The following is a 13,764-nucleotide window of genomic DNA, read 5'->3' on the forward strand; positions in this document are numbered from 1 at the left end:
CCTGTGAATGAGCCCGTCAAGACCTACGCCCCCGGCAGCCCCGAGCGTGCCGAACTCGAGGTCGCGCTGACCGAGTTGACCGCCGCCCCGCTGGAACTGACCGGCACCTTCGGCGCCGAGCGCCGTCCCGGGCGCGGTGACGACCGCTACGAGGTCACCATGCCGTCCGACCACAGCCAGGTGCTGGGTGTGGTGAAGCAGGCCAACCATGCCGACGCCGAGCAGGCGGTCGCCGCGGCCACCGCCGCCGCCCACGACTGGGCGGAGCTGCCCTTCGACCAGCGGGCCGCGATCTTCCTGCGGGCCGCCGACCTGATCGCCGGACCGTTCCGGGCCCGGATGAACGCGGCCACCATGCTGGGCCAGGGCAAGACGGTGCAGCAGGCCGAGATCGACTCCGCCTGCGAGCTGATCGACTTCCTCCGGTTCAACGCCCACTTCGCGCAGGAGATCTACGCCAACCAGCCGCAGAACAGCCCCGGCGTGTGGAACCGGATGGACTACCGCCCGCTGGAGGGCTTCGTCTACGCCATCACCCCGTTCAACTTCACCGCGATCGCCGGCAACCTGCCGACCTCGGCGGCGCTGATGGGCAACCCGGTGCTGTGGAAGCCGGCTCTCACCCAGATGGTGGCCGCGTCGGTGTTCGTCGACGTGCTGCAGGCCGCCGGGCTGCCGGACGGCGTGATCAACCTGGTGCCCGGCCACGGCAAGGAGGTGTCGGACGTCGCGCTGGCGCACCCGGATCTCGCCGGCATCCACTTCACCGGCTCCACCCGGGTCTTCCAGGGGCTGTGGTCGCAGGTCGGTGCCAACATCGCCAGCTACAAGTCCTACCCGCGGATCGTCGGCGAGACCGGCGGCAAGGACTTCGTCCTGGCCCACCCGAGCGCCGACCCCGAGGTGGTGAAGACCGCGCTGATCCGCGGCGCCTTCGAGTACTCCGGCCAGAAGTGCTCGGCCGCCTCCCGCGCCTACCTGCCGCGCAGCCTGTGGAACGCCATCTCCGACGACCTGATCGCCCAGGTCGAGGCGCTGAAGGTGGGCGACGTCCGCGACTTCGGCAACTTCACCTCCGCGGTGATCGACGAGCGGGCCTTCGACAAGCTCGCCGCCGCGATCGACGCGGTCAAGGCCAGCTCGGACGCCGAGATCGTCGCCGGCGGCAGCTACGACCGCAGCGAAGGCTGGTTCATCCGTCCCACCCTGGCGGTCTCGGACAACCCCAAGCAGGACATCTTCGTCACCGAGTACTTCGGCCCGCTGCTCGGCATCTTCGTCTACGAGGACGCCGAGTACGAGAAGGTGCTCGACCTGGTGGACACCGCGTCCGCCTACGCGCTGACCGGGTCGATCCTGGCCACCGACCGGACGGCGATCGAATTGGCCCAGAACAAGCTGCGATACACCGCCGGCAACTTCTACATCAACGACAAGCCGACCGGCGCGGTCGTCGGCCAGCAGCCGTTCGGCGGCGCGCGGGCGTCCGGCACCAACGACAAGGCCGGCTCGATGTGGAACCTGATGCGCTGGGTCAGCCCCCGGGCCATCAAGGAGACCCTGGTGCCCCCGACGTCCACCGGCTACCCGCACATGCAGTGAGTTCTTCCGCTGGTTGAGCTTGTCGAAGCCAACTGGTCCGTGCCGGAGATTGAGTTCGCTCTCACAGCTGAGTCCCGTCCCCCGGATTCGCTGAACGCTGTAGGTTGTAGCGGACGAACTCATCCTCTCGACCGAGTGCCCGGAGGGTTTGCATCAGGTTCGCTCGTGCGGCTGCGACAAGGCCTGCGTACCTGGTGGGATGGTCATGGGCGAGGGTGTGCCCAGTGGCCGAGGGCTTCCTTGGAGTGGCGGGGGCCTCGTCATATCGGCCCAGGTCCCCGAGCGTGGCGCCGATGTTCGTCAAGGTGCTGGCGAGGTTGTCGGTCGTCCGCCATGGGCGAAGCCTGTCACACGTCGAAGGGCGGGCGGAGAGCCAACCGTCGCGTGTGGCCTACCGCACGGCGCGATAGGCATCGGTGAGGCGTCTAAGGAGTGTCGTCGTAGCCACACGCACACGGGCCGCGGGCTCGACGGTTCGCAGGTCATCAACGGCGAGTCGCAGCAGGTCGGAGTTGCGCGTTGAGGCCTGGCCGTCCAGCCAGTCGACCACATCGACAATCTGGGCACGCGCGGTGGATACGTTCGCTAGCGTGGCGAGACGAGTGCCTATGACGGCGGGTGGAACGTTCCGCATCAAGCGGAGAAGGTCGCCGGCGTCCTTGCTAGAGATCCGGTCGGGCTTCCCGAGATGAACGCGCTCCCTCATCTTGCATGCCTTGGCGACCACCAGGGCTGCGGGGCCTGCGACCTTGAGGGTGATCCGGCGGTGGTCGGACGGCTCCAACGCAGCCAGCTCCGCCCGGGCGTTGTCGACCAGAGCCACTTCGAGGCCATCGGTTCGGCGGGCAGTGCTCGGTGTTTGTCCCGGTAGGCGAGCCGTCCGCCGAGTGCTGGCCGAAAGGGATCCAGCAGGCACCATCAGATCGATGACAACGCCGTCGGGCGAGATCCAATGACCCGGATTGCCGTGGCGGTCGAGGGTGAATCCGGCTGCGGTGAGCGTCGCCCCCAGATCGGGGCGCTCGCCCAACAGGTCGGGATCGATGACCAGGTCGCCGTCCGTGGTGTACGTCGGTCGCGGATCGCCGAGTGGTGCATGGTGATACACCGCTTGGGCTCCGACAAGGACGAGCGCATCAAGCTGGTCCTGCATCAGGGTGAGCGCGTCGAGAAGCACGCGTCGTGCTGCGATGTGCTCCGGGGACGGCGACATGGCCACCTCAAACACCCATCCCGGTAGGGCCGCTGGCCAGCAGTTCACGCAGAAGGTCGTCGCCCACTGCCGCTGTTCGGCCCGAAGTCGAGAGCAGATCGCCGACCACTCGCCATGGTTGGGCCGATCGAAGCTCGGAGGCACCCGATCGGTAGCTCTCGGGCGACGTCAGAAAGTCGGCCTGGGCGACGAGTATCGTTCCGCGAGGATCCGGGACCAGGTCGAGCACGGTCAAGGCGTGCTCCAGGTCGGCGACATATAGCCAGAGGTCGGTGCTGGGCAACAGTCCGACCCGGTTCTTCTGGCCGATGAAGTCATTGGCCGCGCGTACACCGGTGATCGCGTAGTCCGGCAGGGCGGCTGACCGCAGCCGCTGTAGAACGATCTCATCGCCGAGCATCGAGTAGTACCGCTTTGCCTTGAAGGTTCCGGTGAAGCTGTAGTCGTCGGCCCACCGAAGGGCCAGGCGGCGCTTGTCTGAGACCACGATCTTCCCGCTACGGACATCGGCCACCAGTCCGGCGTCACGCAAGAACTCAACGACTCGGCTGACCGTTGCGACGCCTACCTCGGTCTGCCGTGCGAGCTCTCGCACCGAAGCAACCTGGCCGTTCGCCAACAGTCTGACGATGACCTCCGAGGCCGAGCGTCCCTTCAACGATCGCAGCCGCTGTGGGCCGCTCAACGGGTCGGGGGAGGGGTCGCGGTTCGCGCCGAGCCGATCGATCCAGACAAGCGGGTTCGAGCTCTGAATCAGGAGGTTGCCGGTTGCGTCGGAGTACGACCAGCCGGAACGTCGCAGTTCGTCCCGGACTGCGGGTGACAGGAACGGGGCGATCAGGACCGGATGGTCGCCCGGTCGAGGTTCGGGTAGCCGCCGGGCGTCAGCGCGATCGGTCATGCTCGTCCGCCGGACGTTGACTGTCAGCGTGATGCCAGCCGGCGGGAGCACGAGATCGACCATCGGCGTGGTCGATCGGCCGGGGGCGTCGGGGCTGGAGGCTCCCGAGCGCAACGCATCAAGCTGACGCAGGATCGTATCGACGACTGTTCCACGATCATCCATGTTCCACAGTATAAGGAACATGTGAAAGAACGGAACAGCAAGGTGTGCCGGGGGTCGCTGCTAAGTTCAGCGGCGGCCCATGGCCCGCTCAGAGCCGGTCCTGGGCCAGTTCCTCCATCCGCTCCATCAGCCGGCGCCAGCCGGGGGACGCGTCACGCCGGTAGTTGACCACCAACTGCTGGGCGAGGGCGTCGTCCTTCCACTCGGCCGGATCGGGCGGCGGGCGATAGGTCATCATCCATTCGACGGTGGCCTGGGCGATCTCCTCGATCCGGGGATCGTCCGGCGCGAAGTCGAAGGCCTGGTCGGTGCGCAGGTAGAGCTCGCGGTAGCCCGGGTCGGTCAGCATCGCGTGCTGGGTGTCGATCCAGGGCGCGATCAGGTCGGGGAACAGCACCTGGATCAGCAGCCAGGCGTCCCGCTCCATCTCCAGGGTGCGCTCCGAGACGCCGAGGGCGCGCATCTCGGCGTGCATCCGGGACACCTGCGGCGGCAGGAACGGCTCACCCCGCGCGGCGAGCCCGGCCAGGGATCGCCGGGTGGCCTGCAGGTCCGCGATCCGGGCCTGCAGGTCGGTGTCGATCTGGGCGACGGCCGCGGCGAAGGTGTCCGGCCCGGCATCGATCAGCTCCCGCACCCGCGACAGCGGGACGCCGGCGTCGGTGAGCACCTTGATCCGGTGCAGGTCGACCAGGGCCTGGGCGTCGTAGCTGCGGTAGCCGGACGCGTCCCGCTCGGGCTCGGGCAGCAGGCCGAGCGCGTGGTAGTGCCGGATCGCCCGCCGGGTCACCCCGACGTAGTCAGCCAGCCGGCCGATGGTCAGCATGGGCGTCCTCCTGTCGCGGCTGAATGTAGCCCCTGAGGCCGGGCACGACGAGGGCGTAGACCCCCACCGCGACCCAGCCGGCGGCCAGCATCCAGGCGCCGAACCGCAGATCGGCACCGGCCAGCACCATCGCCATCAGCCCCAGCCCGAGCGGGCTGGCCACCATGGCGAGGGCGGAGTAGGCGCCGAAGACCCGGCCGCGCAGGGCGTCCGGGACGTGCTCGGTCAGCACCACGGTGCTGATCGGCTGCAGCAGCCCCGAGCCGAGGCCGGCGGCCACCATGCCGGCGGCGATCAGCCAGAAACCGTCCAGGGTGGCGATCAGCACCGCCGAGACGACGTAGAGCAGGTTGGCCGCCACCCAGGCCGCCCAGCGGCGTCCGGCGAACGCCCAGCCGTAGATGCCGGAGCCCGCCATGGTGCCGACCGCGTAGGCCGACAGGGTGAGCCCGAGCAGGCCCGGCGCGGCCAGCGCCACGAAGTGGGCGGGCAGCACGACGCTGAGCAGCGGTGCGACCAGCACCATCGAACCCAGGCTGACCACCAGCATGATCAGCAGCGGAGGGCTGCGCCGGATGTGGGTGAAGCCGGCCAGCGGAGAGTTGTCCTCGCCGGGCGCGGCGTCCGACGGCAGCAGCGGCATCACCGCGATGGCGAGCGCGGCCAGGGCCGAGCAGGCGGCGGTCAGCCAGACCACGGTGATCGCGGGCAGCAGGGCGAGCAGCCAGCCGGCCAGCGCCGGGCCGGCCAGGAAGGACAGCCCGAACAGCATGCCGCGCAGCGATGCCACCTTGTCCAAGGCGACCCCGGAGGTCTGCGAGACGTTGGCCAGCAGTGTCTCGCGGGCGGTCATCCCCGGCACGTCGAACAGCGCCCCGAGCACGCCGAGGACGATGAACCAGGTCACGTCCAGCCCGAGGGTGGCGTCGACGACGGCCAGCGCGGCGACCGCCAGCGCCGAGCCGATGTCGGAGAGCACCGACATCCGCCGGCGTCCGATCTTGTCGATCAGGTGCCCGCCGGCGAAGGCGGCGATCGCGCCGGGCAGCGCGCTGGCCGCGGCGACCGTACCGGCCATCGCCGGGTCGCCGGTGCGCTCCAGCACCAGCCAGGGCAGCACGATCGAGATCGCCGAGTTGCCGAACAGCGAGGTCGCGGTGGCGGTCAAGTAGAGCGGCAGGGTCGTCGTGGTCTTCACCCAGACGAGTGTGCGGGTTGACGTAGCGTCAAGGTCAACTCGGACCCGGTTCGGGCGCGATTCCCGGATCGGCCACGCCGCCGGACCCGTCGTGATAGACCGGAATCGAGGGTCGGCAACACGCTCCTCAGCACCTGCGGCGATGCCTGACCGGCGCCGCGCACACTGCCTTCACAAGGGGAAACAGATGGTCTCGTCAACCCATCCACACGCCATCGGCGCCGTGAAGCCCACCGGCTGGGCCTACCGCCGGGCACCGATGATCGTCTACTGGGAGTTGACCAACGCCTGCGGCCTGGCCTGCCGGCATTGCCGGGCGACCGCGATGCCGCTGCCGTCGCCGGGCGAGCTCAGCACCGCCGAGGCCATCGATCTGCTGGACGACCTGGCCGGCTTCGGCACACCGCTGCCACATGTGGTGTTCACCGGTGGCGATCCGCTGCGCCGGCCCGACCTCGACCTGCTGCTGGACGAGGCCCGGGCCCGCGAGATCGGGGTGTCGCTGGCGCCGGCGGTGACCCCGCTGCTCACCCCGGAGCGGCTGGCGCAGGTGCAGGCCGCCGGCGTCCAGGCCATCTCGCTCAGCCTGGACGGCTCGAACCCGGCCGCCCACGACGGCGTCCGCGGCGTGGAGGGTACTTTCGAGGCCACCCTGGAGGCGCTGGAGTGGGCCAACCGGCTGGACCTGCCGGTGCAGATCAACACCCTGGTCACCGCCAGCACCGCGCCCGACCTGCCGGCCGTCTACGAGCTGCTGGCCACCCGGAAGATCCTGCGCTGGAGCCTGTTCTTCCTGATCAGCATCGGACGCGGCACCCAGCTCACCGAGGTGAGCGCCGGCGAGGCGGAACGGCTGATCGTCTGGCTGAACGGGCTGTCCCGCACCGCGCCGTTCCAGGTGAAGACCACCGAGGCCATGCAGTACCGCCGGATCGCCGCCCGGGCCGCCCGCCGTCGCGGCCTCACCGATGCCGAGATCGAGGCGTCGCCGATGGCCCGCGGCTTCGGCATCCGGGACGGCAACGGCATCGTCTTCGTGTCCAGCACCGGTGACGTCACCCCGTCCGGCTTCCTCCCGGTGACCGTCGGCAACGTCAAGCGCGAGTCGCTGGTCAGCCTCTACCGGGATCACCCCACCATGCGGGCGCTGCGCGAACCGGACGGCTTCGCCGGGCGCTGCGGACGCTGCGAGTTCAACCAGTGGTGCGGCGGCTCGCGGGCCCGGGCCTACGCCTGGACCGGTGACCTGCTGGAATCCGATCCGCTCTGCCCGTACGTACCGGCCGCCGACCGGGAGGCCGTGCACGCCTGAGTGGCCGAGTGGGACGAAAGGAACCGTCCCCGTCGTACCGAGTGGGACGAAAGGAACCGTCCCCGTCGTACCGCGGTGGCCGAGGGGCGGTCAGTTCTGGCCGCGGCGTCCGGCCAGCCAGTCGTCGCCGACCTGCTGCTGGACGTCGAAGCCGGCGGTCAGCGCCGGGACGGCCTTGCCCTCCAGGGAGCGTCCGACCAGGGGCACCTTGATGGTGAACTCGCCGGTGAAGTCGACCTGGGTGCCGCGTCCGCCGGGGCGCAGGTCGATGGCGAGCTCGGCGCGGGCCGGCATGCCCTGCACGGTCAGTTCCAGCCGCCCGGTGCGGCCGCCGTCCGGGCCGGCCGGGTTCCAGCGGATGTCCTGCAGCAGGGTCAGGGTGTCGCCGAGCAGGCCGCGGACGGCGGACGGCGACTCCAACCGGCGCTCCACCGCGGTGCGCTCGGGGACGCCGTCCACCCGGTAGGCCAGGTCGCCGGAGGCGACGCAGACGGCGGTCAGGAAGGCCGGGTCGGTGAGCATGGCGTGAGTGGTCACGGTGTCCGCGGCGAAGTCGTTGCGGGCCTGGATCTGCATGCCGGCCATTGTGCCGTAGCCGGCTCGCCGATGCTGTGGCCGGATGGCGGAGGGGGCAGGGGACAGCGCCGCAACCGCCTACTACAGTGTGGGGATCACGATGACGTGGTCCCGGCAAGGAGGCGATGTGGCCGCAATAAATCCGTCCAAGTCAGACTGGATCAACAGTTTGACCGGTCGGCTGGTTGATCTGCTCAAAGATTCGCAATCCGGTGGGTTGCCGGAAGGGTTCGCTGAGAACTACGTCCGGCATCTTCCCGACGGCGAGCTGGGCGCCCTCGATCCCGGCCAGGTGGCCGGCCTGATCGCCGCCCACCTGGGGCTGGGCCGGGTCCGCAGGCCCGGTGAGAGCAAGGTGCGGGTGCAGCTGCCGGACGCCGGACGCCCGGGCGCCTCGACCGTCATCCTGATCGTCACCGACGATCGGCCGTTCCTGGTCGACACCGTCAGCATGGACATCACCCGGGGCGGCTGGAGCATCCGCTCGCTGTTCCATCCGCAGTACGAGGTGTCCCGCGACGGCGACGGCACGATGACCGGGCTGGCCACCGGGGCCGGACGGATCGCCGAATCGTGGATCTGCGTCGAGGTGTTCCCGCCGCTGGGCCGGTCCGCCGAGGAACTCGCCGACCCGCTGCGCGACGCGCTCAGCGGCGGGCTGGAGGCGGTCCATGCGGCCGTCGACGACTGGCAGCCGATGCAACAGCGGCTGGCCGAGACCATCGACCTGATCAACGACAATCCGCAGCCGGTCAGCCCGCACGACGTCCGCGAGGTGACCGACCTGCTGCAGTGGCTCAAGGACGGCAATTTCGTGCTGCTGGGCTACCGGGAGGCCGACTGCGACGCCGACGGCGACTACCGGCCGGTTCCCGGCACCGGGCTGGGCATCCTGCGCGGAGAGCCCGCCGCGGACGAGTTCCGGGCCGTCCCGATCGACGGCGACCGGGCGCTGATCGTGCTGACCAAGGACTCCCGCCGCTCCCCGGTGCACCGGCCCGCCTATCTCGACTACGTCGGCGTCCGGCGCTACGACGCCACCGGCCGGCTGGTCGGGGAGCGCCGCTTCCTGGGCCTGTTCGCGGCGGCCGCCTACAGCGAGAGCGTCTGGGAGATCCCGCTGCTGGCCCGCAAGGCGCAACGGCTGCTCACCGCGTCCGGCTTCGACCCGCACAGCCACGGCGGTTCGGCGATCCGGCAGGTGATCGACAGCTACCCGCGCGACGAGCTGTTCCAGGCCAGCACCGCCGAGTTGCTGCCGGTGATCGCCCAGGAGGCCCAGTTCAAGGACCGCCGGGTGGTCCGGGTGTTCGTCCGGCGCGGCTGCTACGGCCGGTTCGTCTCGGTGCAGGTCTACCTGCCCCGGGACCGCTACACCACCGACGTCCGGGAGGCCATCCAGCGGATCCTGCTGGAGGAGCTGGGCGGCGAGTCGGTCGAACACCAGGCCCGAGTCACCGAATCGGTGCTGGCCCGGCTGTTCTTCGTGGTGAAGCGTCCGGACGGCGACCCGCTGCTCGCCGACCTGGACGAGGCCGCGCTGGAGTCCCGGATCGAGGCCGCCACCCGGAGCTGGGACGACGAATTCGAGAGCGCCGCCCGGGACCTGGCCAGTGAGGCCCGCGGGGTCGAGTTCAGCGACGCCTACAAGGAGGAATACTCCGCCCAGGTCGGCGTGGAGGACCTGGTGCTGGCCAACGGGCTGGCCGACGACGACGATCTGGCCTACCAGGTGTACAGCCCGGTCTGGCCGTCCGATCCCGCCGACATCCGGTTCAAGGTGATGTCGTACCGGCACATGTCGCTGGCCGACGCGATGCCGCACCTGTCGGTGCTGGGCGTCGAGGTGCTCGACGAGCGGCCCTACGAGCTGCAGCTGCGCGGACGGACCGTGTATCTGTACGACTTCGGCCTGAAACTGGCCGGTGACCTGGACGCCGGCGAGGACTGGAGCGCCGAACTGCAGGAACGCTTCGTCGACACCTTCGACGCCACCTACCGGGGCAAGGCCGAATCGGGGAAGTTCAACCGGCTGGTCACCACCGGCGGGCTGGCCTGGCAGGAGATCGCCTGGCTGCGGGCGATCTCGCGCTACCTGGTGCAGGCCGGCATTCCGTACAGCCAGCCGTACGTGGCGGCGGCGCTGAACGACAACCCGGAGATCGCCGCCGCCCTGGTGACCGCCTTCCGGACCAAATTCGACCCGGCCCAGGGGTTCCCCGACTCCGACGCCCGGGCGGCCGCCGTCGAGGAGGCCTTCGCGCGGATCGAACAGCAGCTGGCCGAGGTGGCCAGCCTGGACGCCGACCGCATCCTGCGGCTGTTCCTGGCGGTGCTGCGGGCGATGATCCGCACCAACGCGTTCCAGCCGGACGCCCCGGCGCACGCCTTCAAGGTGCTGCCCCGCGAGCTGGCGCTGCTGCCGGAGCCGCGGCCGATGTTCGAGATCTTCGTCTACTCGCCGCGGGTGCAGGGCGTCCATCTGCGGTTCGGCAGCGTCGCCCGCGGCGGGTTGCGCTGGTCGGACCGCCGAGAGGACTTCCGCACCGAGGTGCTCGGCCTGGTCAAGGCGCAGATGGTGAAGAACAGCGTGATCGTGCCGTCCGGCGCCAAGGGCGGCTTCGTGCCGCAGCACCTGCCCGACCCCGGCGTCGACCGGGCTGCCTGGCTGGCCGAGGGGGTGGCCTGCTACCAGGTCTTCATCGCGTCCCTGCTCACCGTGACCGACAACATCGTCGCCGGTGAGGTGGTGCCGCCGGCGGACGTGGTCCGCTGGGACGGCGACGACCCCTACCTGGTGGTGGCCGCCGACAAGGGCACCGCCACCTTCTCCGACATCGCCAACGAGATCTCGCTGGCGCGCGGCTTCTGGCTCGGCGACGCGTTCGCGTCCGGCGGCTCGGCCGGCTACGACCACAAGTCGATGGGCATCACCGCGCGCGGGGCCTGGGAGTCGGTGAAGCGGCACTTCGTCGAACTCGGCCGGGACTGCCAGAGCGAGGACTTCAGCTGTGTCGGGATCGGCGATATGGCCGGCGACGTGTTCGGCAACGGCATGCTGCGCAGCCGGCACACCCGACTGGTGGCCGCCTTCAACCACCTGCACATCTTCCTCGACCCGAACCCGGACGCCGCGAGCAGCTTCGCCGAACGGGAGCGGCTGTTCCGGCTGCCCCGGTCGTCCTGGGCCGACTACGACCGCAACCTGATCTCGGCCGGCGGCGGGGTGTACGCCCGGACGCTGAAGTCGATCCCGATCAGTGCCGAGGTGCGGGCCGCGCTCGGATTGGACGAGGGGGTCCGCTCTCTCACCCCGGCCGACCTGATCAACGCGATCTTGAAGGCGCCGGTCGACCTGCTCTGGAACGGCGGCATCGGCACCTACGTCAAGGGCTCCACCGAGACCAACGCCGAGGTCGGCGACAAGGCCAACGACGCCGTCCGGGTGAACGGCGGCGAGGTGCGGGCACTGTGTGTGGGGGAGGGCGGCAACCTGGGCTGGACCCAGCTCGGGCGTGTCGAGTACGCAGTGGCCGGCGGACGAATCAACACCGACGCCATCGACAATTCGGCCGGTGTGGACACCTCCGACCACGAGGTGAACATCAAGATCCTGCTGGCACCCGAGGTGGCCGCCGGAAGGCTGGAACTCCAGCAGCGCAACGAGCTGCTGGCGTCGATGACCGACGAGGTGGCCGAGCTGGTGCTGAGCCACAACCTGGCGCAGAACCTGGCCCTGTCGAATTCCGCCTTTCGCGGCGCCGAGCTGACCAGCGCCTACGAGGGCTGGATGCAGATCCTGGAGCGGGCCGGGTATCTCGATCGGGAGATCGAGTTCCTGCCGACGGCCCGGCAGCTCGACCAGCGCCGGGAATCCGGACGCGGGCTGACCCGGCCGGAGCTGGCCACGCTGCTGGCCTGGACGAAGATCTACCTCACCGATCAGGTGCTGGCTTCCGATCTGCCCGACGACGCGTATCTGGCCGACCGGCTGATCCAGTACTTCCCGAAGGAGTTGCAGGCCCGCTACGCCGAAGGTATGACCCGGCACCGGCTGGCTCGCGAGATCATCACCTCGGTCGCGGTGAACCGTTTCGTCGATTCCCAGGGCATCACCGCCTACTTCCGGTTGCACAACGAAACCAACGCCGCGATCACCGAGGTGATCCGGGCCCAGCTGGCGGCCCGGTCGATCTACCAGGTCGGCAAGTCGGAGGTGGCGCTGCGCGGCGCCAGCGACCTGAGCGCCCAGGTGGTCACCGAGCTGCGGGTGGCGCTGCGTCGCATGGTGGAGCGGGCCACCCGGTGGCTGCTGGCCAACCGCCGGGCACCTCTCGACATCGTCGCCGCCACCGCGCAGTTCACCGACGGTGTCCGTGAGGTGCGGGCAGGGTTGGGTTCGCTGCTGACTCCTCGGCAGGCCGCGACCGCTGCCCGGCACGTCGAGCGGCTGACCGCCCAGGGGGTGCCGCAATCGCTCGCTGAGGAGGTGGCTCAGGACGCCTACTCGCACTTCGCGATGGCCATCGTCGAGATCGCGCAGGCCAGGCAGGCCCCGGTGCTCACGGTCGCCGCGGTCGCCTTCGACCTGGCCGACCGGCTCGGGCTGGATCAGTTGCACGACACCATCGTGGCGCTGCCGCAGCACGACCGCTGGGAGACGATGGCCCGGGCCGCGCTGCGCGACGACCTGCTGGGGGTGCACGCACAACTCACCTCGGCGGTGTTGGTCGATCCGTCCCGGCCGGCCGGTGAGCAGGTCGACGAGTGGCTGGCCCGCACACCGGCGATCCCGGACAAGGTCGCCACCCTGGCCGCGGTCTGCGAGGAGCCGGATGTGGCGCGGGTGAGCGTCGGCGTCCGGGTGGTGCGGTCGCTGCTGCCCGGCTGAGGCTTTCGCTGGTCGAGCTTGTCGGCACCTGGCCAACCAGTGGCGGACAGTCGGCGGATCTCGGCACCAACTGCTGTGCTGAGATCCGCCGGGTATCTGCCCGGTGCAGACCCGTGACAGGTGCCGCAAGGCTGGGCGCCGGCCGTGCGACGCCGGCGGGTGCGGCAGGATTACCCGCATGCGGATCGACCTGCACACCCATTCCAGCGTCTCCGACGGCACCGACACGCCCACCCAGCTGGTGCGCAAGGCCGCCCAGGCCGGCATCGACGTGCTGGGGCTGACCGATCACGACACCTTCGACGGGCTGCGCGAGGCCCGGTTGGCGGCCGACGAGGCGGGCGTCGTGGTGCTGCCCGGGATCGAGATGTCCTGCCAGCTGGACGGCGCCAGCGTGCACCTGCTCGGCTACGGCTGCGACCCGCACGTCGAGCCGCTGCTGGACGAACTGGCCCGGGTCCGGGTGGGACGCACCGGGCGGCTGCCGGAGATGCTGGCCAAGCTGGCCGGGCTGGGCATGCCGCTCACCGAGACCGAGATCGCCGCGCAGGTCGGGGCCAGCCCGTCGCTGGGACGTCCGCACGTCGCGGACGCGATGGTCGCCAAGGGCTACGTGAAGGACCGGCAGGAGGCCTTCGACCGGTTCCTCTACGAGGGCGGCCCGGCCTACGCCAACCGCTACTCCTGCGATCTGCGGCGCGGTGTCGAGCTGATCCGGCGGGCCGGCGGCGTCCCGGTGATCGCGCACCCGTGGGGACGCGGACGCGACCGCGAGCTGACCCCGGCCAGGCTGTCCGAGCTGACCATGGAGTACCGGCTGGAGGGGGTGGAGGTCGATCACCCCGACCACGACGCCGACACTCGGGTGCGGTTGCGGGCGCTGGCCGAGCGGCTTGGGCTGCTCACCCTGGGGTCGTCCGACCATCACGGCCTGGGCAAGGTGAACAACCCGCTGGGCTGCGAGACCACCACCCCCGAGGTGTACCTGGAGCTGGTCCGCCGGATTCGGGCCCGCGGCGGCCAGCTGTAGCTCGCCTCACCTTGCGCTCGCCTAACTATTTGGGGCTCGCTGAACTCAGC

General features: G+C 70.1%; 9 protein-coding genes. 4 read left to right on the top strand and 5 right to left on the bottom strand.

The window, feature by feature from the left end; genetic code table 11:
* Positions 1 to 3 precede the first annotated feature (3 nt).
* A complete protein-coding gene (pruA, locus tag QM582_RS15270) occupies positions 4 to 1,602 on the top strand; it encodes an L-glutamate gamma-semialdehyde dehydrogenase (protein ID WP_415085802.1) in 1,599 nt (532 codons plus the stop codon).
* Positions 1,603 to 1,993: 391 nt separating this feature from the next.
* On the opposite strand, the gene QM582_RS15275 is transcribed toward pruA, so the two are convergent.
* From QM582_RS15275 to QM582_RS15290, 4 genes are all read right to left on the bottom strand, one after another.
* Positions 1,994 to 2,821, bottom strand: a complete 828-nt coding sequence (locus QM582_RS15275; RefSeq protein WP_415085803.1) for a hypothetical protein — start codon at positions 2,819 to 2,821, stop codon at positions 1,994 to 1,996.
* A gap of 1 nt (position 2,822) precedes the next feature.
* The gene (locus tag QM582_RS15280; protein WP_415085805.1) at positions 2,823 to 3,881 is read right to left on the bottom strand and encodes an ArsR family transcriptional regulator; all 1,059 of its coding nucleotides are present in this window, start codon (positions 3,879 to 3,881) and stop codon (positions 2,823 to 2,825) included.
* 88 nt (positions 3,882 to 3,969) lie between these two features.
* Positions 3,970 to 4,707: a MerR family transcriptional regulator gene (locus QM582_RS15285; protein WP_415085806.1), complete on the bottom strand. Its 738-nt coding sequence runs from the start codon at positions 4,705 to 4,707 to the stop codon at positions 3,970 to 3,972.
* The gene (locus QM582_RS15290; RefSeq protein ID WP_415085808.1) at positions 4,682 to 5,905 is read right to left on the bottom strand and encodes an MFS transporter; all 1,224 of its coding nucleotides are present in this window, start codon (positions 5,903 to 5,905) and stop codon (positions 4,682 to 4,684) included. Before QM582_RS15290 ends, QM582_RS15285 begins: the two co-directional genes overlap by 26 nt.
* Before the next feature lie 187 nt (positions 5,906 to 6,092).
* Between QM582_RS15290 and QM582_RS15295 the strand changes: the two genes are divergently transcribed.
* Entirely contained in the window at positions 6,093 to 7,217 is a 1,125-nt protein-coding gene (locus QM582_RS15295) for a TIGR04053 family radical SAM/SPASM domain-containing protein (protein WP_415085810.1), read from the top strand.
* Positions 7,218 to 7,307: 90 nt separating this feature from the next.
* Here QM582_RS15295 and QM582_RS15300 read toward each other — a convergent pair whose 3' ends face one another.
* Positions 7,308 to 7,793 carry a DUF2505 domain-containing protein gene (locus tag QM582_RS15300; RefSeq protein ID WP_415085812.1) on the bottom strand — a complete coding sequence of 162 codons (486 nt, stop codon included), beginning with the start codon at positions 7,791 to 7,793 and terminating at the stop codon, positions 7,308 to 7,310.
* 217 nt (positions 7,794 to 8,010) lie between these two features.
* On the opposite strand from QM582_RS15300, the gene QM582_RS15305 reads away from it, so the two are divergent.
* Positions 8,011 to 12,684 (top strand): NAD-glutamate dehydrogenase, encoded by a 4,674-nt coding sequence (locus QM582_RS15305; protein ID WP_415085813.1) that lies wholly within the window; start codon positions 8,011 to 8,013, stop codon positions 12,682 to 12,684.
* Between the two features lie 178 nt (positions 12,685 to 12,862).
* A complete protein-coding gene (locus QM582_RS15310; protein WP_415085815.1) occupies positions 12,863 to 13,714 on the top strand; it encodes a PHP domain-containing protein in 852 nt (283 codons plus the stop codon).
* Positions 13,715 to 13,764: the final 50 nt, after the last annotated feature.

Source organism: Micropruina sp. (assembly GCF_047607385.1).
In the GTDB taxonomy this organism is placed as follows: Bacteria; Actinomycetota; Actinomycetes; order Propionibacteriales; family Propionibacteriaceae; genus Micropruina.